General features: G+C 66.0%; 21 protein-coding genes. 3 read left to right on the top strand and 18 right to left on the bottom strand.

Features of this window, described 5'->3' with window-relative positions; translation table 11 throughout:
- Positions 1–108 precede the first annotated feature (108 nt).
- The gene (gene lexA, locus HF680_RS04740; RefSeq protein WP_185224219.1) at positions 109–807 is read left to right on the top strand and encodes a transcriptional repressor LexA; all 699 of its coding nucleotides are present in this window, start codon (positions 109–111) and stop codon (positions 805–807) included.
- Here the strand turns inward: lexA and HF680_RS04745 are convergent.
- The gene (locus HF680_RS04745) at positions 788–2,905 is read right to left on the bottom strand and encodes a ComEC/Rec2 family competence protein (RefSeq protein ID WP_185224220.1); all 2,118 of its coding nucleotides are present in this window, start codon (positions 2,903–2,905) and stop codon (positions 788–790) included. The genes lexA and HF680_RS04745 overlap by 20 nt on opposite strands.
- A 67-nt stretch (positions 2,906–2,972) precedes the next feature.
- Here HF680_RS04745 and gltX point away from each other — a divergent pair, with 67 nt between their 5' ends.
- Positions 2,973–4,388 carry a glutamate--tRNA ligase gene (gene gltX / locus HF680_RS04750; RefSeq protein WP_185224221.1) on the top strand — a complete coding sequence of 472 codons (1,416 nt, stop codon included), beginning with the start codon at positions 2,973–2,975 and terminating at the stop codon, positions 4,386–4,388.
- Positions 4,389–4,454: 66 nt separating this feature from the next.
- Entirely contained in the window at positions 4,455–5,756 is a 1,302-nt protein-coding gene (gene gltA / locus HF680_RS04755; RefSeq protein WP_091746993.1) for a citrate synthase, read from the top strand.
- Between the two features lie 56 nt (positions 5,757–5,812).
- Here the strand turns inward: gltA and HF680_RS04760 are convergent, their stop codons facing one another.
- The 17 genes from HF680_RS04760 to HF680_RS04840 all read right to left on the bottom strand — a co-directional run bounded on the left by HF680_RS04760 (position 5,813) and on the right by HF680_RS04840 (position 22,504).
- A complete protein-coding gene (locus tag HF680_RS04760) occupies positions 5,813–6,805 on the bottom strand; it encodes an FUSC family protein (RefSeq protein WP_185224222.1) in 993 nt (330 codons plus the stop codon).
- Positions 6,806–6,807: 2 nt separating this feature from the next.
- Positions 6,808–7,977 carry a lipid-A-disaccharide synthase gene (gene lpxB / locus HF680_RS04765; RefSeq protein WP_185224223.1) on the bottom strand — a complete coding sequence of 390 codons (1,170 nt, stop codon included), beginning with the start codon at positions 7,975–7,977 and terminating at the stop codon, positions 6,808–6,810.
- On the bottom strand, positions 7,974–8,813 hold the full coding sequence (lpxI, locus tag HF680_RS04770; RefSeq protein ID WP_185224224.1) for a UDP-2,3-diacylglucosamine diphosphatase: 840 nt from the start codon (positions 8,811–8,813) through the stop codon (positions 7,974–7,976). Before lpxI ends, lpxB begins: the two co-directional genes overlap by 4 nt.
- Positions 8,810–9,598: an acyl-ACP--UDP-N-acetylglucosamine O-acyltransferase gene (gene lpxA, locus HF680_RS04775; RefSeq protein WP_185224225.1), complete on the bottom strand. Its 789-nt coding sequence runs from the start codon at positions 9,596–9,598 to the stop codon at positions 8,810–8,812. Before lpxA ends, lpxI begins: the two co-directional genes overlap by 4 nt.
- Positions 9,598–10,092 carry a 3-hydroxyacyl-ACP dehydratase FabZ gene (gene fabZ / locus HF680_RS04780; protein WP_045811203.1) on the bottom strand — a complete coding sequence of 165 codons (495 nt, stop codon included), beginning with the start codon at positions 10,090–10,092 and terminating at the stop codon, positions 9,598–9,600. Before fabZ ends, lpxA begins: the two co-directional genes overlap by 1 nt.
- Positions 10,089–11,102: a UDP-3-O-(3-hydroxymyristoyl)glucosamine N-acyltransferase gene (lpxD, locus tag HF680_RS04785; RefSeq protein WP_185224226.1), complete on the bottom strand. Its 1,014-nt coding sequence runs from the start codon at positions 11,100–11,102 to the stop codon at positions 10,089–10,091. Before lpxD ends, fabZ begins: the two co-directional genes overlap by 4 nt.
- A 6-nt stretch (positions 11,103–11,108) precedes the next feature.
- On the bottom strand, positions 11,109–11,714 hold the full coding sequence (locus HF680_RS04790; RefSeq protein ID WP_185224227.1) for an OmpH family outer membrane protein: 606 nt from the start codon (positions 11,712–11,714) through the stop codon (positions 11,109–11,111).
- A 32-nt stretch (positions 11,715–11,746) separates the two neighbouring features.
- Positions 11,747–14,203: an outer membrane protein assembly factor BamA gene (gene bamA / locus HF680_RS04795; RefSeq protein ID WP_185224228.1), complete on the bottom strand. Its 2,457-nt coding sequence runs from the start codon at positions 14,201–14,203 to the stop codon at positions 11,747–11,749.
- A 29-nt stretch (positions 14,204–14,232) separates the two neighbouring features.
- Positions 14,233–15,450 (bottom strand): M50 family metallopeptidase, encoded by a 1,218-nt coding sequence (locus tag HF680_RS04800; protein ID WP_185224229.1) that lies wholly within the window; start codon positions 15,448–15,450, stop codon positions 14,233–14,235.
- A gap of 27 nt (positions 15,451–15,477) precedes the next feature.
- Entirely contained in the window at positions 15,478–16,674 is a 1,197-nt protein-coding gene (gene dxr / locus HF680_RS04805) for a 1-deoxy-D-xylulose-5-phosphate reductoisomerase (protein ID WP_185224230.1), read from the bottom strand.
- On the bottom strand, positions 16,671–17,489 hold the full coding sequence (locus HF680_RS04810; protein ID WP_055753509.1) for a phosphatidate cytidylyltransferase: 819 nt from the start codon (positions 17,487–17,489) through the stop codon (positions 16,671–16,673). The genes dxr and HF680_RS04810 overlap by 4 nt, the downstream gene beginning before the upstream one ends.
- Complete coding sequence (gene uppS, locus HF680_RS04815) at positions 17,489–18,262, bottom strand: polyprenyl diphosphate synthase (protein WP_165116627.1); 774 nt, start codon at positions 18,260–18,262, stop codon at positions 17,489–17,491. Before uppS ends, HF680_RS04810 begins: the two co-directional genes overlap by 1 nt.
- A 37-nt stretch (positions 18,263–18,299) precedes the next feature.
- A complete protein-coding gene (frr, locus tag HF680_RS04820; protein ID WP_017503964.1) occupies positions 18,300–18,857 on the bottom strand; it encodes a ribosome recycling factor in 558 nt (185 codons plus the stop codon).
- A gap of 38 nt (positions 18,858–18,895) precedes the next feature.
- Positions 18,896–19,630: a UMP kinase gene (gene pyrH, locus HF680_RS04825; protein ID WP_045811327.1), complete on the bottom strand. Its 735-nt coding sequence runs from the start codon at positions 19,628–19,630 to the stop codon at positions 18,896–18,898.
- A gap of 127 nt (positions 19,631–19,757) precedes the next feature.
- On the bottom strand, positions 19,758–20,699 hold the full coding sequence (gene tsf / locus HF680_RS04830; RefSeq protein ID WP_039247421.1) for a translation elongation factor Ts: 942 nt from the start codon (positions 20,697–20,699) through the stop codon (positions 19,758–19,760).
- Positions 20,700–20,810: 111 nt separating this feature from the next.
- Positions 20,811–21,674 carry a 30S ribosomal protein S2 gene (gene rpsB / locus HF680_RS04835; protein ID WP_017503967.1) on the bottom strand — a complete coding sequence of 288 codons (864 nt, stop codon included), beginning with the start codon at positions 21,672–21,674 and terminating at the stop codon, positions 20,811–20,813.
- Positions 21,675–21,901: 227 nt separating this feature from the next.
- Positions 21,902–22,504 (bottom strand): DUF4142 domain-containing protein, encoded by a 603-nt coding sequence (locus tag HF680_RS04840; RefSeq protein ID WP_185224231.1) that lies wholly within the window; start codon positions 22,502–22,504, stop codon positions 21,902–21,904.
- Positions 22,505–22,539: the final 35 nt, after the last annotated feature.

Here is a 22,539-nt window from a genome sequence, read left to right on the forward strand (position 1 = left end):
GGCGGCAAGCCTCGCCGTTAAGTTGACATTAGCAAGGAACACTTACAGAACATCGACAAATGTTCACGGCCCGTTCCGATTCGTCGGCGGGCGCATGAGGGCCTGGCGATGCTCACGCGCAAACAGCACGAACTGCTGATGTTCATTCATGAACGCATCCAGGAGACCGGCGTCTCCCCTTCGTTCGACGAGATGAAGGAGGCGCTCGATCTGGCCTCCAAGTCCGGCATTCACCGTCTGATCACCGCGCTGGAGGAACGCGGCTTCATCCGCCGTCTCGCTCACCGCGCTCGCGCTTTGGAAGTCACGAAACTGCCCGAACAGGCGACGGCCGGCGCGCCGCGCGGTCGCGCCGGGTTCAAGCCCGACGTCATCGAAGGCGGCGGCGGTGTCAGACCTGCGGCCCCGATGGCGGCCAACGACACACGCGAACTGCCGCTGATGGGCAAGATCGCCGCCGGCACGCCGATCGACGCGATCGAGTATGAAACCGCCCGCTACCCGGTTCCGGAATCGATGCTGGGTTCTGGCGAGCACTATCTGCTGGAGATCGAAGGCGACTCCATGATCGAGGCCGGCATCCTGAACGGCGATATGGTGGTGATCAAATCGACCGACAACGCCGCCTCCGGCGAGATCGTGGTGGCTCTGGTCGAGGGCGAGCAGGCGACGCTGAAGCGCCTCCGCAAGAAGGGGGCCTCGATCGCGCTGGAACCCGCCAACCGCAACTACGAGACCAAGATCTACGGTTCGGATCAGGTCGCCGTTCAGGGCAAGCTGGTCGGCCTCATGCGCCGGTATCACTGACCTCCGGATCGGACTGACGCGTCCAGGGGCGGTCGCCGCGAACGTCGGCCGTCCACACCGCGCGCCACCGGTTCGGCTCGCCCGAACTGTCGCGCCACAACTCCACCGCGCCACCCCGCGCAAAGTCCACGCCGTCCAGAACAAGGCGATTCTGACAGGCGCTTGGGATTGAGATGACGACGGCGCGGACGCTGACGACGGGCGCCGCGCGGCATAACATCTCCATCTGATCGGAGCTCGGCGACTTTCGCCCCCACCAGATTGCTACGGGCCCGGCCTCATCGGTGTCCGGTCGACAGGAGAAGCGGTCGCAGACCCAGCCCGTCTCCGACCGGTCCGTCATCGTCAGCCCCCGTCTTCGTGACCAGAGATCGACTGCAAATTCGCGCACGCCAGGCCGCACGACGACCCCCGCCTGACCACGATGAAAGGCGGCGTTCGTCCCGCCATCGCCAATCCAGAGGTCCGGCGTCGGCGCACGCGGCCAGATCAGGACCGCAGCTGCGAACGGCAATCCCAACCATCGTAGGCGGCCCTGCCACAGGCAGACGAACAGCACGCCCAGAAAGGCGATCGGCAGGACATAGTTCGGCGCGCTGGCGACGGTTCTGACCGCGCCGGGCAGTCCCGCCGTCCACGTGCCGATCGCCAGCATCAGATCCACGCCCCATCCCGCGACCGCCAAGAACGGTCCCCCCAGCCCCAAGGGCTCGAACGCTGCGCCTAAGGCCAGCGCCGGCATCAGGATGAAGTCCGCCACGGGCGACGTGCCGAGATTGGCGAGCAGTCCGTACATGGCGGTGCGGTTGAAATGCTGCATGGCGAACGGTCCCGTCGCCAATCCTGCGACGACGCTGGCCGCCACAGCCGCCGTCAACCAACCGCCCAGCCGTTGGACTGCCAGGATCGGCCAGGGCGCCGATATTTCGCGCGGGCGCTTCGGCCAGGCCTCGACCAGGGCGACCAAGGCCGCCGTCGCCGCGAACGACATCTGAAAGCCCGGCGTGACGATGGCTTCAGGCTGTATCGCCAAAACGATGAAGGCCGCGACCGCCAGGCCGTGCATCGTCACAGCTTGCCGATCCAGCAGGATGGCGAGAAAGGCGATGGAGGCGGTGATGGCCGCCCGCTCGGCCGGCGGCGGCGCGCCCGACACCACCAGATAGACCCCGACCGCCGTCAGGCCCGCCAAGGCCGCGACCTTCTTGCCGTGAACTCGCAGGGCCAACCAGGGCCAGGCCGCGACGCCCAGCCGCACGGCGAAGAAGACGAAACCGCCGACGATGGCCATATGCAGCCCTGACACCGAAAGGATGTGCGCCAGGCCGGAATCGCGCATCACATCCATGTCCTCCTGACTGATCCAGGTTTCATGGCTGGTGGTCATTGCCGCCGCGATCCCGCCGGTTCGTTCGCCAAGCCGCGCCACGATCCGTTCGGCCAATGCGAAGCGGGCGCCATTGATCGCCATTTCAAGTCGAAGCCGCCACGGCGGCGGGGCCAGATCGGCTGTACGCGTGTCGCCCAAGGCGAACGCCACGCCGCCCATGCCCTGAAAGAAGGCGTTGCGCCCGAAGTCGTAGGCGCCGGGGCTGGCCGGCGCAGGCGGCGGATTCAGAATGCCGAACAGGCGGATCGCTTCGCCAGGCCGCGGCGGGTCGCCTCGCACCGTCGCCCGCAAGCGCACCGGCGTCTGTTCGGGCGTCAGTCCGCGGATCCAGACCGGCGCGATCACGACCCGCGCGCCGCGCTGCCCTGGGCTGTCGACATCGACGACCCAGGCTTCGATCACGGTCGGTTCGCTGAGGGCAGGCGCGATCGGTGCGGCGACAGCTTCGGTGCGCACCTTGGCCGCCGCCAGCCCGCCTGAAACGCAGGCCAGCATCAAGAGCAGCCAGGTCAGGCGCCGCGACCCGCCGCGCCGGCGCGCCAGGACCCACAGCCCAAAGGCCAAGGCGGCGCCCAACAACAAGGGCCACAAGACCGGCTCGGCTCGCAGGGCGAAATAGACGCCGCCGCCCGCGCCGAATGCGACCGGCGCCCATAGCCGCCATCTCAGGGTCTGTGCAGCTACCTCGGCGTGCAGCCAGGCGCGCAATCGCGCAGCGGGGGTAGGTTTTGCCGCATCGGGGCGTATAAGGGCCTCGCTTACGGACCCCTCCCCCATGACCTCACCTTCCTCGACTGTCGTCACCCGCTTCGCCCCCTCGCCGACAGGCTATCTGCATATCGGCGGGGCGAGAACCGCTTTATTCAACTGGTTGTACGCCAAGAGACACGCAGGGCGTTTTCTGATCCGGGTCGAGGATACCGACCGCGAACGTTCGACCGACGAGGCGGTGAAGGCCATCTTCGACGGTCTGAGCTGGCTGGAACTGTTCGCCGACGAAGAGCCGGTGTTCCAGTACAGCCGCGCCGACCGCCACCGCGAGGTGGTCGATCAACTGCTCGAAACTGGCCACGCCTACCGCGACTTCACCTCGGCCGAGGAGACCGGTCGTCTGCGTGACGAGGCCAAGGCTGAAAAGCGCACCTTCGAATCGCCTTGGCGCGACCGTGAGCCGACCGTGGACGATCTGGCCCTGCCGCACGTCGTGCGCTTCCGTCGGCCAAAGGCGACGACGGTCACGGTGGCCGATGAGGTCCAAGGCGACGTGAACTGGTCGACCGACGACCTGGACGATCTGGTGCTGCTGCGTTCGGACGGCGCGCCGACCTATAATCTCGCCGTCGTCGTGGACGACCATGACATGGCCGTGACCCACGTCATTCGCGGCGACGATCATCTGAACAACGCCGCGCGCCAGAGCCTGATCTACGATGCGCTGGGCTGGACGCGCCCGACCTTCGCCCACATCCCCCTGATCCACGGACCGGACGGCGCCAAGTTGTCGAAGCGTCACGGCGCCCAGGCGGTGCATGAATACGCCGAGATGGGCTATTTGCCCGAGGCCATGCGCAACTATCTGGCCCGCTTGGGCTGGGCGCACGGCGACGACGAACTGTTCAGCGACGCCCAGGCTATCGCATGGTTCGATCTCGGCGGCATCGGCAAGGCGCCGGCCCGTCTGGACTTCGACAAGCTGGCCCACGTCAATTCGCACTGGCTGCGCCTCGCCGACGATGAAAGGCTCGCCAAGCTGACGCTGGATGCGCATCTGCAGAAGGGCCACGCCCTGGCGGAGGCGGACGAAGCCCGTCTCCAGCGCGCCATGCCGTTCGTCAAGGACCGCGCCAAGACGATCCTCGATCTGGCCGACCAAACCGCCTTCGTCCTGAAATCGCGCCCGCTGACCCTGGACGACAAGGCGAAGGCGCTGCTGTCCGGTGAAACGCTGGATCGCCTCGCCCGCTTGCGCGAGCGGCTGTCCCTGTTCCAATCCTGGGATGTCTTCGCACTGGAAGCCGAGCTCAAGGCCTTTGCGGAATCCGAGGGCATCGGGTTCGGAAAAATCGGCCCGCCGATGCGCGCGGCGCTTACCGCAGGGTCAACATCACCTGATATTGCACTAACTTTGTCGGCTCTTGGGCGCGACGAAAGTCTCGGGCGCTTGGATGATGCGCTGCAACAGACTAAGTGATCACCCACAAACCAAAAAGCGGCCGACGCCTCCCCGCGCCTGGACGTGTGATGCAAAGGGGCATTCATGACTGAACAAGCCAAACCCGCCGGCTCGGCGACCCTGTCCTTCGAGGACAAGACGATCGAGTTGCCGGTCCTTTCGGGCTCTACCGGCCCGGACGTCATCGACATCCGCAAACTCTATGCGGGAACGGGCGCCTTCACCTTCGATCCCGGCTTCACCTCGACGGCGGCCTGTGAATCGGCTCTGACCTATATCGACGGTGACGCCGGCGTGCTGCTGCACCGCGGCTATCCGATCGACCAACTGGCGTCGAAGTCGAACTTCGTGGAGGTCTGCCACCTGCTGCTGCACGGCGAACTGCCGACCGCCGCTCAGTTCGAGAAGTTCGAAAACAGCATCACCACCCACACGATGCTTCACAGCCAGTTCGATCGCTTCTTCGAAGGCTTCCGCCGCGACGCCCACCCGATGGCGATCATGGTCGGCACCGTCGGCGCCCTGTCGGCCTTCTATCACGACAGCCTGGACATCCACGATCCGATCCAGCGCGACATCTCGGCCATTCGCCTGATCGCAAAGATGCCCACGATCGCGGCCCGCGCCTACAAATACCATATCGGCCAGCCGTTCGTTTCGCCGCGCAACGACCTGTCCTATGCCGAGAACTTCCTGCGCATGTGCTTCGCCGTGCCGGCCGAGGACTATCACGTCGATCCGGCCCTGGTTCGCGCCATGGACCGCATCTTCACCCTGCACGCCGACCACGAACAGAACGCCTCGACCTCGACCGTGCGTCTGGCTGGTTCGTCGGGCGCCAATCCGTTCGCCTGTATCGCCGCCGGCATCGCCTGCCTGTGGGGCCCGTCGCACGGCGGCGCCAACGAAGAAGCGCTGACGATGCTCAAGGAAATCGGCACCCCGGACAAGATCCCGGAGTTCATTCAGGGCGTGAAGGACCGCAAGTACAAGCTGATGGGCTTCGGCCACCGGGTGTACAAGAACTACGACCCGCGCGCCAAGGTCATGCAGCAGTCGGCCTATGAAGTGCTGGCCGCCACGGGCCGCGAAAACGACCCGCTGTTCCTGGTCGCCAAGGAGCTGGAGAAGGTCGCCCTTTCGGACGAATACTTCACCTCGCGCAAGCTGTTCCCGAACGTCGACTTCTATTCGGGCATTACCCTGTCGGCGATGGGCTTCCCGACCACCATGTTTACCGTCCTGTTCGCCCTGGCCCGCACCGTGGGCTGGATCTCGCAGTGGCAGGAAATGATGGCCGATCCGTCGCAGAAGATCGGTCGCCCGCGTCAGCTCTACACGGGCCCGACTCAGCGCGATTATGTGCCGATCGAACAGCGCGGCTGAGACGAAGGCTAGAATGCAGAACGCCGGGGACACATCCCCGGCGTTTTTCTTTGTCGTCAGACCAGCTTCAAATCCGCGAAACGCGCGGCCAGGTCATCCAGATCACGGTGCATATGGGCCACGCCGATCGCAGCAGCGCCCAGAGCCACATCGTCCCCTTCGACGGCCATGGACAGGGCCAGGCTTTGGTCGATCGCGCCCATGGGCTGGGCGGCCCTGCCTTGCGACAGCGCTTTGAGTTGCTCCACCGCGCGCTCGGCGTCCTGCGACCAGGGATCCAGCCGGGCGCCCGCGCCCTCGGCCTGGAAACCGCGCCCCAGGATGACGATGTCGCTGCGCACGCGCCAGAAGGCGCGCACGAGCGCAGCCCGGTCGGCGGTCTCGCGTTGTGGGCCAGGCAGATCGATGACGTTCTTGGCGGCCTGACCCAAGGCATCCAGCCGCCGCTTCAGATCGGCATGACGGCGCGAGATCTCGGCCGCATCCTCCGGGGAGGCCTTGGAGACCAAAGCCAGCAGCACCGCCGCCTCGCCCGCAGCCTCGCGCGCCTGAAGTTTGAAGGATTGCCTGGCATGGCGCGGGAACAGGGCCAGGATCGCCAGCACGCCGACGCCACTGCCGACCAGGATTTCCATCACCCGATCCAGCGCGAGGGACGCCGGCCCCTCTGCGCCGGTCCCGCCAGCAATGACGATGGTCGCCGTTACGGGCGCGACCTTCAGCCAAGGCCGCCCGGCTGCGAAAAAGGCCAGCAGGCCTGCCAAGACCGCGATGCTCAGCGCCATGCTTTCCAGACCCGGCGGACGAAGGAAGGCGAACACCGCGCCCGCCAGCGCCCCCGTCGCCGTGCCGATGGCCCGGTCGCGCGCAACGGTCAGGACGCCGCCGCCGACGCTCGCCTGGATGACGACGATGGCGGAAATCACGCTCCAATACGGGTGCGGCAGGTTCAGCCAGGTCGCCAGATAGAGCGCGGCCATCGCGCCCACCGCCATCTGCAGCGCGGCGCGGACCTCGGCCGCACGTCGCGGACTGAGCGCCCGCGCCATCGTCAGCGCGCAGACTTGGCGGCGATGACCCTGAGCACGGCGTCGGCAGCCAGTTCGGACGGGTCCGGACCTCCGCGCCCCATCAGGTCCAATGCCGCCGTCTGGCGACGCGCCTGTTCGGCCGCCAAGGCCGGGTCGGCCAGCAGCCGCCCGACCGCCGCCGTCAGGATGGCCGGCGTCGCCTCATGCTGGATGAACTCGGGTGCGATCCGATCGTCAGCCGCGACATTGAACAGGGTGATGTGTTTGGCGGTCACGAACCGCTTCATCAGCTGATAGCTGAGCCCGTCGATCTTGTAGGCGATGACCATCGGCGCGCCCGCAAGCGCAAGTTCGGTCGACACGGTGCCGCTGGTGGCCAGGGCGACGGTCGCGGCGCGCATGGCATCATACTTTTCGGCTTCATCGACCAGGTGAACGCGGAAGGGCCATGCGGCGACGCGAGCCGCAACATCGTGAGCGACCGTCCCTGCGGCGACCACGGCGACTTCCAGGCCGGGATTCGTGGTCTTCAGTTTTCTGACCGTCGCCTCATAGACGGGGGCCATTCGGATGATCTCGCTGGGCCGACTGCCGGGCAAAACCAAGAGAAGCTGCGCATCGGCGGCGATCCCACGGCGCGCGCGAAACGCTGCGCCGTCCGCAGCATCGACGTTCACGTGAAGCGCAGACGAACCGACCACAGTCGTCGGCAGGCCCTCGCGCTCGAACCAGGGCGCGTCGAAGCCATAGAGGGCCAGAAGATGATCGACGGCGCCCGCCAAGGTCTTGGCCCGGCCCGGCCGTGAGGCCCATACTTGAGGCCCGACGTATTTGATCAGCGGCAGGTCCGGCCGCGCGGCCCGGATCGCCTTGGCCACACGGATGGTGAAGCCCCAACTGTCGATCAGCACCACAGCGTCGGGCTTTTCCCGCTCGGCCAGCGCCGCCGTCTGCTCGACGCGCCGCTTGACCTTGCCATAGGCGCGCAAACCCTCGATCCAGCCCAGGATCGACAGTTCAGCGATATCAAACGGGCTGACCACGCCTTCGGCCGCCATCCTGGGCCCGCCGACGCCGACAAAGGCCACATCGCCCCCCAACCGCGCCTTCAACGCCTTGGCCAGACCGGCGCCCAGCGCATCGCCCGAAGCCTCAGCCGCCACCAGCATGATCTTCAGCGGACGGCTCACCGATCCTCGCCCCAGACGAACAGACCCAACCGATCGGCCGTCTCAACGATGGCCGGACGGTCGATCAGAATCAAACGTCCGGCCACACCGCCGATGCCCGCCAGACCCGCCGCCGCCGCCATTTCGACGGTGCGCGGCCCGATCACGGGCATATCGACGCGCAGATCCTGAATGGGCTTGGGCGCCTTGCCGAGCGCGCCCCTGGGACTATCGACCACTCCACGCAAGTCGGCGGGCAGATTGGCGACGCGGGTCAGCATCGCGTCCGTGCCTTCCTGCGCCTCGACCGCAAGGACCAGGCCGTCACAGACCACGGCGCCCTGTCCGATATCCAGTTCACCTGATTTTTCGGCGACATGCAGCGCCTTCTTCAGATCGGCTAGCTGCTCCTCGGTCGGCGAGACGGCGCCCAGCGCGCCAGCGCCAAGCGTGTCGCCGCCCAGAATGTCGTCCGCGCCCTCGACGGCGAAGCCTTCGGCCTCGAACACCGACAGTATCTTGCGCAGCAGGGCGTCATCGCCCTTGGAGGCGGCGGCGACGATGCCCGGCAACAGGGTCGCCCCTTTGAAGTCAGGCTTTAGCGTCTTGAAATCCGGCCGATTGACGATGCCCGCCAGACACACGGTGGTGCAGCCCTCGGCCTTCAACGCCTTCAAGATCGCGCCGATCTGCGCCATACCGAACTCGGCGCCGGGCCAGCGCGCCAGATGCTCATCCGCGAACCCCGCCAGACGGATCAAGAAAACCGGTCGCCCGAGCGCATCGCAACGCGCCGCGACAGCCGCCGGCAGATCGCCGCCGCCCGCGATCAGACCCAGCTTTCCAGCCGCGCTCATTCCGCGTTGGGCAGGCACAGCGGACGCCGCCCGCCGTCGCGGATGAAGGCGATGATCTCCACGATCTCCGGCAGGTCGGCATAGCGTTCCGCTACGCCATCGATCCGACCGGCGAACTCGCCGTCGCCCTCGAACAGATCGCGATAGGCTGCAAGCAGACGCCGTACCTGATCCTTGCCGTAGCCCTTGCGCTTAAGGCCGATCAGATTCAGCCCACGCAGCCGCGCATGATTGCCCCAGGCCGAGCCATAGGGGATGACGTCGCGCGTCACCGCCGCCAGGCCGCCGATGATCGCGCCCTGCCCGACGCGGCCGTTCTGGTGCACCGCGCACAGTCCGCCCAGAAACACCTTGTCACCGACCTGAGCATGACCGCCCAAGGTCGCGTTGTTGGCCATGACCACATTGTCGCCGACGACGCAGTCGTGACCGACATGGGCGCCGGTCATGAACAGGTTGTTCGAACCAACGACCGTCACGCCCGTCCCCTGCGGCGTGCCTCGATTGAAGGTGCAGTGCTCGCGGATCAGGTTGTTCTCGCCGATCTCCAGCCGGACCGTCTCGCCCTTGTAGCCATTGTGCTGCGGGTCGCCGCCAATGACGGCGAAGGGATGGATGATCGTTCCGGCCCCGACCGTCGTGTCCTGCTGGACCACGACATGACTGACCAGACGCACGTTGTCGCCCAGCACCACATTCGGCCCGACCGTGCACCAGGGGCCGACCTCGACCCCCTCGCCCAGGGTCGCCGTCGCGTCGATCAGAGCCGTGGGATGAACGGTCATCAGGCCGCCGGCCCAGGCGCTGGGGCAGGCACAGTCACGACCATCGCCATGAACTCGGCTTCGGCCGCCAGCTTGCCGTCGATGAAGGTCTCGCCCCGGAACTTGTAGGCGTCACCCCGCGCGCGGATCACCTTGACCTCCATACGGAGCTGGTCGCCTGGCCGCGCGGGCTTTCTGAAGCGAACTCCGTCGATCGACATGAACATGATGACCTTGTCGGCCACGGCGACATCCAGCGTCTTGGACATCAGCAGGGCGCCGGTCTGGGCCATGGCCTCGACGATCAGCACGCCGGGCATGACGGGATCGATCGGGAAGTGACCGGGGAAGAAGGGCTCGTTGTGGGTAACGTTCTTGATGCCGACGATCGACGTCGCGGGCACGAAGTCTTCGGCCTTGTCCACCAGCAGGAAGGGATAACGGTGCGGCAGCCGCCGCATCACCTCGGCGTAATCGATCTTGCCTTCGACGGCAGTCGTGTCGCTCATCCCTATGATTCCTTCGGAGCCTTCTTCGATGAGGCCTGTTTGGCGAGCCAGACCGTCTCGCGCAAGAACTGTCGGATCGGACGCGCCGGATAACCCGACCAGGTCTCGCCGGCAGGAACATCGGCCAGCACGCCGGCGCCGGCCGCGACGCGCGCGCCGTCGCCGATCGTGATGTGGTCTCCGATCCCCGCCTTGCCGCCGAAGATGACATTGTCGCCCACGGTCACAGAGCCCGAGATGCCGGTATTGGCGACCAGCAGGCAGTTGCGACCAATGACGCAGTTGTGGCCGACCATGACCAGATTATCGATCTTGGTGTTCTCGCCGATGACCGTGTCGTCATAGGCCCCGCGGTCGATGCACGAGTTGGCGCCCACCGTCACGCCGTCCTGAAGGATGACGCGGCCCAGTTGGGGAATATCCATGACCCCCGCCGCCGTTCCCGTGGCGCCGAAGCCCGCTTCGCCGATCCGGGCGCCGGCATACAGCTTCACCCGGTCGCCGATCAGCGCAAAGGCCACGCTGACGTTGGCCCCGATCACGCAATCGCGGCCGATCTGCACGCCGGGCGCGATGACGCTGTTGGCGCCGATGCGAGACCCGCGACCGATGCGGACGCCCTGCCCCAGGATCGCGCCGGGTTCGACCACGACGCTGTCGTCCTCGGCCGCCTCGTCGCGGCTGATCGCTTTATCCAGGAGTATGGGCCGATGCAGCGCCAACGACGCCTTGGCCCAGGCGGCTTGAGGCGTGCGCGAGGCGATGACGGCGGCGGACGACGGCGCGGCGTCCTTGGCCTCAGCCGGCACGATAACGCAGCCGGCCTGGGTCGTCGCCAGCGCGGCGGCGAACTTGCGGTCACCCAAAAACGCAACCGCGCCCCCGTCCGCAGAGGACAAGGGCGCGACGGAGGCGATCATGCGATCCCCGCCCCGCTCGACCTCGCCGCCGATCTTCGCCGCCAGATCGGCGACGCTGAGGGGCGACAGGGTTTCGAAGAAGCGCGGATCAGGCATCGAGACTTAGCGGGCGGCGGCCGGTTGAGCCTGCGTCTGAGCCGGCACGGCCATACGGTTGAAGCTCAGCGTCGGCAGGGCCGTGTTCAGGCGCTGGATCGCCAGATCAGTGACGTCCATGGCCGGGTTCATCATGAAGACGCTCTCGCGGTCCAGCAGCAGGCCGCAGCCCTTTTCCTGATACAGGGCGGTCAGGATCGGCGAGACGGCCTCGGTGATGGCCTGACGCTGCATGCCCAGGGTGTAGCGCAGCTCGTTTTCACGGGTGGCTTCCAGTTGTTGCGCCTCTTGCGCGCGTTGCTGCAGGGCCTGACGGCGCTGTTGCAGTTGGTCGGCCGGCAGGCTGGCGCCCGAGGTTTGAAGTTGCTGGGCCTCGCTCTGGATCGAGGTGGCGTAGGGCTGCAGTTCGCCCTGAACTTCCTGAGCCAGTTGCTGCATGCGGGCTTCGACGGCCTGACCGGCCGACGACTGGGCCAGCAGGCGTGCGTTGTAATAGACGCAGACGCCGGGAATGACCGGGCCGGGGTTGGCGGGCGCGCCGGCCTGTTGCGCCGAAGCGGCGGTGGCGATGAGCGAAGCAGCGGCGGCCGCCGCGATGATCAGAGCTTTCATGGTGTTTCCTCGTGCGGTCGAAAAAGCCGCGATTAGAACTGAGTGGAGGTCGAGAAGCGGAAGGATTCCGTCTTGTCGTAGTCTTCCTTGGACAGAACCTTGGAGATGTCGAAGCGGATCGGACCCATCGGCGACTTCCAGTGGATGCTGACACCCGCCGACGCGCGCAGCGACAGCTCATCGGCGATGTTGGTGTTCACCGTTCCGGTGGACGTCAGCTTGTAGCGGTCATCCAGCACGCCCAGCGTACCGACATCGGCGAACAGCGAGGTCTTGATGCCGTATTGCTCGGGCAGATAGTTCGGCAGGGTCAACTCGACCGTACCGATGGCGTAGAAGTTGCCGCCTAGGGCGTCGGTCGTATTCAGATCGCGCGGTCCCATACCGGCTGTCTCGAAGCCGCGGAAGCTGTTGCCGCCCTTGAAGAAGCGATCGTTGATGCGGATAGGATCGCCGTTCCAGCCGCTGACGTAGCCGGTGGAACCCTGAACGCTGACGATCCAGTTCGGCGTAAAGCCGTAGTACCAGCTCGCATCGGCCTCGGTCTTCACATAGTTCACGTCGCCGCCCAGACCCGCGAGGTCCTGACGCAACGACCCGGCCCAGCCGCGCGTCGGACGGATCGGATCGTTGGTGTAGTTGACCTGCAGCGTATAGCCGGCCGACGAGTTGATGAAGCTGCCGATCTGGTCGCACAGGGCCGAAGATCCCTGCCCCACGCCCGAGCAGAAGCCCGTCGGCACGATGATCTCGTCGGACTTCAGGAAGTAGCGCGTGCTGAGCAGCATATTGCCGTTCAGCGGATAGGACAGACGCAGGCCCGCGCCGGTCGAGCGATAGTCGTACGACGAATATTGGCTCAGGTCGTAGCGCGAGTGGAACAGGTCGAAGCCGGCGCGCAGATCGCGGCCGAGGAACTTCGGCTCGGTAAAGCGGAAGTCGACCTGCTGGCGCAGCGAGCCCCACTCCAGACGGGCGACCACGTTCTGGCCGCGTCCACGGAAGTTCCGCTCCGAGATGCCCAGGTTGACCGTGAAGGAATCGACGGAGCTGAAGCCCGCGCCGACGGACAGTTCGCCGGTCGGCTGTTCCTGGACGTTGACGTTGATGACCGAGCGGTCCGGCGCGCTGCCGCGCGTTTCCTCGACCGTCACGTCCTTGAAAAAGCCCAGGGCGCGCAGATTGTTGCGCGAGCGCTCCATAAGAGCGCGGTTGAAGGCGTCGCCCTCGGTCAGCAGCAGTTCGCGACGAATGACCGGGTCGATCGTGCGCGTGTTGCCGACCACATTGATGCGATCGATATAGACGCGCTGGCCCTCGGACACGTTGAAGGTCACATCGACCGTGTCGGTTTCGGGATTGGCCTTGTAGGTCGGATTGATCTCGACGAAGGCGTAACCTGCGGAACCCGCTGCGAACGTCAGGGCGTCAACCGCCTGCTCGATCTTGTCGCTTTCGTACAGCTGGCCTTCCCGGATCGGCACCAGAGCTTTCAGGAAGTCGGCGTTCAGCCGGTCGTTCTGGGTGACGACCTTGATCTCACCGAAGTTGTACTTGTCGCCTTCGTTAAGGGTCAGCGTCAGCTGGAACGCCTGATCGTCCGGCTGCAGCTCGGCGACCGAGGACACTACGCGGAAGTCGTAATAGCCGCGGTTGGTGTAGAACTTCCGCAGCTGCTCCTGATCGTATTCCAGGCGGTTGGGATCGTAGTTGTCGTTGTTGGAGAAGAACTTCCACCAGGTCGACTTCTCGGTGACCATCACGCCGCGCACGTCGCGATCCGAAAACGCCTCGTTGCCCAGCACGTTGATGGCGCTGATTCCGGTCTGCGGGCCTTCGTTGATCTCGAAGATCACATCGACGCGGTTCTGTTCCAACTGGACCAGTTTGGGCGTGACGGTCGCAGAGATGCGGCCCTGCAAGCGATACAGTTCGACGATCGCGCCGACGTCCTCCTGAACCTTGGCGCGGGTATAGATGCCGCGCGGCGCCAGGGTCACTTCCTTGGTCAGCTTGTCCTTCGACAGCGCCTTGTTTCCCTCGAACACCACTTGGTTGATGATCGGGTTCTCGACGATCTGGACGATCAGGTCGCCGTTCTGGATGCCCAGTTGCACATCGGCGAACAGGCCCGTGCGCGACAGGGTGCGCACCGCGACGTCCAGCACCGAGGCGTCGACAGCGTCACCGGGGCGGATCGGCAGATAGGAAAGGACCGTCGTCTGGTCGATCCGCTGTGCGCCCTGCACGATGATGCGATTGATCGTGATCGTCTGCGGCGCAGCGATCTCGACACGCGGTTCGGCGGCGCTCGCCGGGGCCTGCGACGTGGCCGTTTGAGCCTGAGCAGCAGGCGTCGTCGTCGGCGCAGTTTGGGCCGGCGCGGTCTGCGCCAGCGCGGGTGCGCCCAGACCGGCGGCGACCGCCAGAGCCAGCAGGCTGGAGCGGGCGCTCAGTCGAACGGCGGCGCGAGAGGTCATGTCATTCATTCGGGAAACCGTCGGGGGCTGGCGTCGGCTCACGAGACGAGCCCGCCGAGGAATTGGAAGATATTGAGCTTCTGTAGGTCGTTCCACGTTGCGAACAACATAAATCCCGCCAAAAGCGCAAGGCCTGCACGATAGCCCATCTCCTGGAACCGCGCCGACACAGGCTGTTTCGCCACAGCCTCATAGCCGTAGAAAAGCAGATGCCCGCCGTCGAGGACCGGAATGGGAAGCAGATTTAGAAAGCCGATTCCGATCGAAAGTATGGCGGCCAAGGTTGTCAGCGTCAGGAGCAGGTTGATCGCCATGGCGCTCGGCGCTGGATTAGCTTCGACCGCAGCCGTGGTCAGGGAGCCTGTCGCCTTGGCCATGCCCAGCGGGCCGCTGAACTGATCGCCCGACTCGCGCCCCGTCGCCAGACGTCCAAGGTAGGTCAGGGTCGAGCCGATCACGTCGCCCGTCTGGCGCGCACCCTCCACCACGGCGTCGATAGGGCCGTAACGCACGTGGCGCACATCGCCGGCCGACGAGCCCAGCCCCAGGCCGATACGGCCGACCTTGACCCGTCCGGCGATGGGATCGTTTTCCTCGCGGCGTTCCGGCGTCGCGACCAGTACGACCGGACGACCGGCGCGCTCGACCGTGAAACGCACGGGATCGCCGGTCGAGAGCATGACGGTGCGGGTGACCGCGCTGCCGTCCTTGATAGCCTTGCCGTTCACCTCGGTGATCAGGTCGCCGACCTGGAATCCGGCGGCGGCGGCGGGCGATCCCGCCTGGACCTGCGCGACGCGCGCGGGGCGCAAGGACACGCCGACGGCCATGAAGACGACGGCGAAGATGGTGATGGCCAGGATGAAGTTGGCCATGGGTCCGGCCGCGACGATCAGGGCGCGTTGCCATACCGGCTTGAAGTGGAAATAATCGCGCTCGGCGCCCGGTCCACGTTCGGCGACCACGCGGCGGCGCAGTTCGTCCAATCCGGCCCGATCAGGCACGCTGGACGCATCCAGATCGCCCGAGAACTTCACATAGCCGCCCAGCGGCAGCCAGCCGAGACGCCACTCGATGCCGTGACGGTCGGTGCGGCTGGCCACGGCCTTGCCGAAGCCGACCGCGAACCGGTCCACCTTCACGCCAAAGGCGCGCGCGACAAGGAAGTGACCCAGTTCGTGGATGGTGACGATGAAGGTCAGCACCAGCAGGAACGAGGCGATGGAGATCAGGACCTGACCCAGGACGCCCAGCATTCGAAATTCGTCTCCCCTGGCCTGCTGTCAGGCCGCATTCGCAAGGCCGGCGATGACGCTTTCGGCCATTCGACGCGTCTCGGCGTCGACCGAGAGGGCCGCGCCGCAGGCGTCTCCAGAACCGAAAGCCATCCCCGCTTTCGTCGCACGCTCAAGGGTTTCGGCGACGACTGCGGCAATATTGAGAAACGCCAGCTTGCGGTCAAGGAAGGCGAAGGCGGCGACCTCGTTGGCGGCGTTGAACACAGCCGGCGTCGCGCCCCCCGCCTTCAGGGCCTGACGCGCCAGATCGAGGGCGGGAAAGCGCGTCAGATCGGGCGCTTCGAACGTCAGCCGACCCAACGCAGCCAGATCCAGCTTTTGCGCCGGCCACGCGATCCGATCCGGCCAGGCCAGAGCGCAGGCGATCGGCGTGCGCATATCCGGCGGTCCCATCTGGGCCAGGGTCGAACCATCCACATACTCCACAAGGCTGTGGATGATCGATTCGGGGTGCACCACGACGTCGATACGATCCTGCGGCATATCGAACAGATAGGCCGCCTCGATCATCTCCAGGCCCTTGTTGGCCATGGTGGCGCTGTCGACCGAAATCTTGGCGCCCATGCTCCAGTTGGGGTGGGCCACGGCCTGTTCGGGCGTGATGGCGACCATCTGCTCGCGCGGAGTCTGGCGGAACGGTCCGCCCGATGCGGTCAGGATCAACTTCGCCACGCGCTCAGGCGCTTCGGCCGGAAACACCTGGAAGATGGCGGAGTGTTCGGAATCGACGGGGATCAAGCGCCCCCCTGCCCGCTTGACCCGTTCGATCAGGGCGGGGCCGCAGCAGACCAGACTTTCCTTGTTGGCCAGCGCCAGGGTCGCGCCCGTTCCCGCCGCCGCCCAGGCGGACTTCAAACCCGCCGCTCCGACGATGGACGCCATGATCCAGTCGACAGGTCGCGTCGCCGCCTCGACGATGGCCGCGTCGCCGGCGGCGACAGCGACGTCCGTGCCGGACAAGGCGTCGCGCAGATCATTCAAACGCGCCGGATCGGCGGTCACGGCCAGCTTGGGCCGCCAGCGCCTGGCCTGCTCTGCCAGTTTGGCGATATTGGCGCCGCCTGTCAGCGCCTCGACCTCGAACGCGCCCGTGCCCGTCGCCTCGGCTTGAGCCATCAAGTCCAGTGTGGAGGCGCCGACCGATCCGGTCGCGCCAAGCACGGTGATGCGACGCCGGATCACGCCCCACGCTCCAGCATCAGGACGATCAATCGGCCAGCCGCGACGACAACGACCGCGAACATCAGGCCATCGACGCGGTCCAGCAGGCCGCCGTGGCCAGGAATGGTGTTCCCCGCATCCTTGACCCCGAACCGCCGCTTGAGCGCCGATTCCCACAGGTCCCCCGCCATGGTCGCCAAGGCCGCGGCAAAGCCCAGCACCGCCCCCCAGACGACGCTCAAGGCGCCCATATTGACCCAGGCCGTCATGACGGCGCCCGCAACCGCGCCGGCCGCAACGCCGCCGATGAACCCGGACCAGGTCTTGTTCGGCGAGAAGCGCGGCCACAGCTTGGGTCCGCCAAAGGTGGATCCCGCCAGATAGGCCACGATGTCGGCCGACCAGGCGACGGCGAAGACCAGCACGGTCCAGTGCAGCCCGATCAAACTGTCGACGTCGCGCAGCCACATCAGCAGGACCGAAGGCCAGCCGAGATAGAGCACGCCATAGGCGGCATCCAGCGCCTCCTGCCCTCGGCTGCGGGCATAGACCCCGGCCGCGACCGCGCCGAACACCAGCATGATGAAGGCCACGGACATGGCCCCGAAATGGGCGCTGATCACCGCCGCCACGACGCCGAAGCTGACCGCGCCGCCCATGACGCGGCGTGCATGCGGCGCACTCATCGCCGCCCATTCGAACGCCAGGACGACGCTGGCGACGATCATCAGCGCCAGGAACCACACGCCTCCGCCCCACGTCGCAGCGACGGCGGCGGGCGCCAGCACGACGGCGGACGCAGCCCTGAGGGCGATATCCCGACCCTTGACCGCCATCAGGCCGTCGCGCGTTCAGGCGCGATCACGCGTCCGCCGAAACGGCGGTCGCGCTGACCAAAGGCCGAAATCGCCTCGGCCAAGGCCTTTGGGCCGTAGTCGGGCCACAGAATGTCCTGGAAGACGAGCTCGGCGTAGGCGGCCTCCCACAACAGGAAGTTCGAAAGCCGCTGCTCCCCCGACGTGCGCACGATCAGGTCCAGCGGCGGCGAGCCCGCCGTGGCCAGCCCGGCCGTCAGGATCGCCTCGTTGAAAGGCTCGACCGTCTCGCCCGCCAGCACCCGCTCCATATGGCGACGCGCCGCGTCCACCAGATCCGCACGACCGCCGTAGTTGAAGGCGACCTGCAACAGGAAGCGATCGTTATGGGCGGTCTGAGCCTCGGCTCGTTCGATGATGGCGGCGATGTCGGCCGGCAATCCCTGGCGTCGCCCCAGGATTTTCAGCCGGACGCCGGCCTTGGTCAGCCGGGCCAGATCGCTGGCGACGTAGGACCGCACCAACCCCATCAGGTCCGACACCTCGTCCTCGGGACGGCTCCAGTTTTCGGTTGAGAAGCCGAACACCGTCAGACAATCGATGCCGAGATCCGGCGCCGCCTGGATAGTGCGCTTCAGCGCCTGAACGCCTTCGCGGTGACCAAGAGCGCGCGGCAGACCGCGCGCCTTCGCCCAGCGTCCATTGCCGTCCATGATGATGGCGACGTGGCGCGGGCCGTCCTGACCCTGCTTGTCTGGGCTTTGGCCTGAAGGCGCGGCGCGGTCTGCCGTCATCTGTCGTGCGATCCCTTCCGGACCCAGCCGTTTCGCCTCAGACCTGCATGATCTCTTGTTCCTTGGTCTTCAAGGTCTCGTCGATGCGCTTGATGGCCGCGTCGGTGTCCTTCTGGACCTCGGTCTCCATCTTCTTTTGTTCGTCCTGGCTGATCTCGCCGGCCTTCTCGGCCTTCTTGAGGTCGTCGTTGGCGTCGCGGCGGACGTTGCGAACCGAGATCTTCTGCTGCTCGGCGTATTTGCCGGCCAGCTTGACCAGGTCCTTGCGGCGTTCCTCGGTCAGGGGCGGCACCGGAATGCGCAGGGTCTGGCCGTCCACGATCGGGTTCAGGCCCAGATTGGCGTTGCGGATCGCCTTTTCGACGGCGACCACCATGCCCTTGTCCCAAACGTTGACGCTCAGCATCCGGGGCTCAGGCACGCTGATGGCGGCGACGGCGGTCAGGGGCGAGGCCGAGCCGTAGGCTTCGACCCGCACGGGCTCCAGCAGGCCGGCGTTGGCCCGGCCAGTGCGCAGACCGCTGAACTCTTCCTTCAGGGCGGCGACGGAGCGATCCATGCGGTCGCGATAGGTCTTGAGGTCAGGCTTTGCCATGGTCTTGGTCTCTCTTGTCTTTCCAGGTCAGGCGAACGTCAGGCGACGTCCTGAATGACCGTGAACGTGCCTTCGCCGGTCAGGGTCCGGCGCAGCGAATTGTCTTCCCGAATGGAGAAGACCACGATCGGTATGCCCGTGTCGCGCATCATGGCGATGGCCGAGGCGTCCATGACCCGCAGATCCTTGGCCAGCACGTCCTGATAGGACAGCGTCTCGTACCGCGTCGCGTCAGGATCCTTCTTCGGGTCGGCGGTGTAGACCCCGTCCACGCTGGTGCCCTTCAGCAGGGCGTCGCAGCCCATTTCCGCCGCACGCAGCGCCGCGCCCGAGTCCGTGGTGAAGAACGGTGCGCCCACGCCGGCGGCGAAGATCACGACCCGCCCTTTTTCCAGATGCCGCAGGGCGCGCCGGCGGATGTAGGGTTCGGCGATGGCCGCCATCGGAATGGCGCTCTGCACGCGGGTCGAGACGCCGATCTTCTCCAGCGCCGATTGCATGGCCAGGGCGTTCATGATCGTCGCCAGCATGCCCATATAGTCGGCCTGGGCGCGCTCCATGCCGGCCGCCGCCTTGGACAGACCGCGGAAGATGTTGCCGCCGCCGATGACCAGGCAGATTTCCACGCCCTCGGCCGCAACGTCCGCGACGGCCTTGGCCACCGCATCGACGGTCTTCATGTCGACGCCGAACGACTGGTCGCCCATCAGCACCTCGCCCGACACCTTCAGCAGGACGCGTTTGTAGCGGAAGGTCGAGGGGGCGTCGGGCATGCGGGAAGGTCCGTTTGACTGCGGCGCCATTGAATCAGGCGGCTTCTTATAGACGAAAGGCGCGCCGGCCATCAAAGCCGAACGCGCCCTTCTGATACAAAACCCTCACGAATGAGGGGAATGTTTTTTAGTTGCCGCCCATCATGGAGGCGACTTCCGACGCGAAGTCGGGGCCTTCGACCTTCTCGACGCCTTCACCCAGCGCCAGGCGGACGAAGCCGGCCAGGTGCAGGTTGGAGGAGCCCAGTTCCTTGGCCGAGTTGGCGACCAGTTGTTCGATGGTCACGTCCGGATCCATGACGAACGGCTGCTTGGACAGCACCACGTCCTTCTGGAACTTGTTGATCTGACCTTCCACGATCTTTTCGATCATGGCTTCAGGGCGGCCTTCTTCCTTGGCTTTTTCGATCAGAACGGCGCGTTCCTTCTCGATGGCGGCGGGGTCCAGGTCGTCGGTGTTCAGCGACAGCGGCGCGGTGGCGGCGACGTGCATGGCGATCTTGCGGCCCAGTTCGCGAAGCGCGGTCTTGTCGCCCTCGCCTTCCAGAGCCACCAGCACGCCGATGCGACCGACGCCCGGCGAAACCGCGTTGTGGACGTAGGTCGAGACGACGCCTTCCGACACCGACAAGCGGGCGGCGCGGCGCAGTTGCATGTTCTCGCCGATGGTGGCGATCATGTTGGTCACTTCGTCCTGGACCGTCTTGCCGGCTTCCAGTTCGGCGCCGTGCAGGGCCTCGACCGAGTGGTGCTCCAGACCCAATTGGGCGAACGACTTGGCGGCGTTCTGGAACAGCTCGTTACGGGCCACGAAGTCGGTTTCGGCGTTGAACTCGATGGCGGCGGCGACTTCGCCCTTGCCGTCTTCCTTCGACGCGACGGCGACCAGACCTTCAGCGGCGACGCGGTCGGCCTTCTTGGCGGCCTTGGACAGGCCCTTGGCGCGCAGCCAGTCGATTGCTGCTTCGATGTTGCCGTCGTTTTCGACCAGCGCCTTCTTGCAGTCCATCATGCCGACGCCCGAACGCTCGCGAAGCTCCTTCACGAGGGCGGCAGTGATCTCGGCCATGTTCTTCTCCTTGGGGGATTTCGTATGTGGGAACGGCCGGACTGATTTAGCCCGGCCGTGTGTCAGTTCGTCAGGCGGCGCTCAAGAACGCGAACGCCGCCCGGCGGGCGATCAGCCCTCGGCCTTCTCGGTTTCGGCAGCCGGCTCAGCAGCGGCTTCCAGTTCGGCGGCGGCGCCTTCCGTGCCGGCCGGCGCGGCTTCGGCTTCAGCCTTGGGGGCCGAGGCTTCACGCAGCATCGGCTCGACCGGAGCTTCCGAAGCGCCCAGGTCGATGCCCGAGGCCGAAGCGCCGGCGGCCAGACCGTCCAGGACGGCGTCGGCGATCAGGTCGCAGTAGGTCTGGATGGCGCGGGCGGCGTCGTCGTTGCCGGGGACCGGATAGGTGATGCCGTCCGGGTCCGAGTTGGTATCCAGGATGGCGATGATCGGGATGTTCAGCTTGCGGGCTTCCTGGATTGCGATCGCTTCCTTGTTGGTGTCGATCACGAACATGATGTCCGGGATCGAACCCATGTCCTTGATGCCGCCCAGCGACAGCTCAAGCTTGTCCTTCTCGCGCTGCAGGTTCAGCAGCTCTTTCTTGACGCGGCCTTCGCCGCCGTTTTCCAGAATGCCTTCCAGCTCACGCAGACGAGCGATCGAGCCCGAAACGGTGCGCCAGTTGGTCAGCGTGCCGCCGAGCCAACGGTTGTTCATGTAATACTGGGCGCAGCGCTTGGCGGCTTCGGCGACCGGCTCTGCGGCCTGGCGCTTGGTGCCGACGAACAGAACGCGACCGCCCTTGGCGGCGACTTCGCGCACGGCCACCAGAGCCTGGTGGAACAGCGGCATCGTCTGCGACAGGTCGATGATGTGGATGTTCGAGCGCGAGCCGAAGATGTAGCGGTCCATCTTCGGGTTCCAGCGGTGCGTCTGGTGGCCGAAGTGAGCGCCGGCTTCAAGCAGGGTGCGCATCGAGAATTCAGGCAGAGCCATGATCGTTCAGTCCTTTTTCCGATCAAACGTGGCGCGGGGGATTAAAGGTCCGAAAGACCCTCGGAATGGTGCGGATCGGGATGTCTCCCCGAAGCGCGCCTCACCCGCGTTGCGAAATGCGGGGGCCATGTAGGCCGGATGCGCCGCAATAGCAAGCGCAGCCCTGCAAATGCGGAAAAGGCGACCCCTTTCGGGACCGCCTTTGGTCAGTAACGCGACGGCTGCTTTTACTTCATCGCGTCAAGCAGGGTCCGGGCGCGGTCGCGGTGAGCGGTGACGGGCGTCACCAGCTCGCGCGCCAGGGTGGCCAGGGCGGGCGCTTCGGTGTTGTCGGCAAAGCCGTTCAGCAGCGTCAGCGTCTCGTTGTGGGCGGCGACCTGCTGGTCCAGATAGACCTTGTCGAAGTCGTCCGGCGTCGCGGCGTTCAGATTGTCGATCAAGCCCTTGCGGCGTTCGTCCAGCGTCGTGGGGATGGCGACGTTCGGCGCGGCGGTCGCTTGGGCGGCGGCCAGCTTTTCGCCGGCTGCGGTGTGATCCTTGGTGATCATGGCGGCCAGGGCCTTCACGTCGGCATTCTTGGACTTGGCGGCGGCGATCTTGGCGGCTTCCAGCTCATACATGTTGCCGGTGCCCAGACCGGTGACGAAACCGTCGACGGTGTTGGCGCCCATGGTCATGGCCGACGTCTGGCCGACGACGCCGGACGTGGCGTCCTGGGTGGCGTTGACCGCTTCGCTGGTGTTCTGGGCGGCGCTGTCGCCACCCTGGTTGCAGGCGGCGAGAAGGGCCAGCGAGGCGACGCTGGCGATGGCGATGGCGAGATATTTCATTGGAACAGTCTCCCTATGGACTGACCAAACCCATC

The organism is Brevundimonas huaxiensis, from assembly GCF_014218725.1.
In the GTDB taxonomy this organism is placed as follows: domain Bacteria; phylum Pseudomonadota; class Alphaproteobacteria; order Caulobacterales; family Caulobacteraceae; genus Brevundimonas; species Brevundimonas huaxiensis.

Excerpts from the sequence above, each read along its gene's own strand:
- lexA (WP_185224219.1), top strand. The coding sequence starts at position 109 with ATGCTCACGCGCAAACAGCACGAACTGCTGATGTTCATTCATGAACGC.
- gltX (WP_185224221.1), top strand. The coding sequence starts at position 2,973 with ATGACCTCACCTTCCTCGACTGTCGTCACCCGCTTCGCCCCCTCGCCG.
- gltA (WP_091746993.1), top strand. The coding sequence starts at position 4,455 with ATGACTGAACAAGCCAAACCCGCCGGCTCGGCGACCCTGTCCTTCGAG.
- HF680_RS04760 (WP_185224222.1), bottom strand. The coding sequence starts at position 6,805 with ATGGCGCGGGCGCTCAGTCCGCGACGTGCGGCCGAGGTCCGCGCCGCG.
- lpxI (WP_185224224.1), bottom strand. The coding sequence starts at position 8,813 with ATGAGCGCGGCTGGAAAGCTGGGTCTGATCGCGGGCGGCGGCGATCTG.
- lpxA (WP_185224225.1), bottom strand. The coding sequence starts at position 9,598 with ATGACCGTTCATCCCACGGCTCTGATCGACGCGACGGCGACCCTGGGC.
- lpxD (WP_185224226.1), bottom strand. The coding sequence starts at position 11,102 with ATGCCTGATCCGCGCTTCTTCGAAACCCTGTCGCCCCTCAGCGTCGCC.
- HF680_RS04790 (WP_185224227.1), bottom strand. The coding sequence starts at position 11,714 with ATGAAAGCTCTGATCATCGCGGCGGCCGCCGCTGCTTCGCTCATCGCC.
- bamA (WP_185224228.1), bottom strand. The coding sequence starts at position 14,203 with ATGAATGACATGACCTCTCGCGCCGCCGTTCGACTGAGCGCCCGCTCC.
- HF680_RS04800 (WP_185224229.1), bottom strand. The coding sequence starts at position 15,450 with ATGCTGGGCGTCCTGGGTCAGGTCCTGATCTCCATCGCCTCGTTCCTG.
- HF680_RS04810 (WP_055753509.1), bottom strand. The coding sequence starts at position 17,489 with ATGGCGGTCAAGGGTCGGGATATCGCCCTCAGGGCTGCGTCCGCCGTC.
- uppS (WP_165116627.1), bottom strand. The coding sequence starts at position 18,262 with ATGACGGCAGACCGCGCCGCGCCTTCAGGCCAAAGCCCAGACAAGCAG.
- frr (WP_017503964.1), bottom strand. The coding sequence starts at position 18,857 with ATGGCAAAGCCTGACCTCAAGACCTATCGCGACCGCATGGATCGCTCC.
- pyrH (WP_045811327.1), bottom strand. The coding sequence starts at position 19,630 with ATGCCCGACGCCCCCTCGACCTTCCGCTACAAACGCGTCCTGCTGAAG.
- tsf (WP_039247421.1), bottom strand. The coding sequence starts at position 20,699 with ATGGCCGAGATCACTGCCGCCCTCGTGAAGGAGCTTCGCGAGCGTTCG.
- rpsB (WP_017503967.1), bottom strand. The coding sequence starts at position 21,674 with ATGGCTCTGCCTGAATTCTCGATGCGCACCCTGCTTGAAGCCGGCGCT.
- HF680_RS04840 (WP_185224231.1), bottom strand. The coding sequence starts at position 22,504 with ATGAAATATCTCGCCATCGCCATCGCCAGCGTCGCCTCGCTGGCCCTT.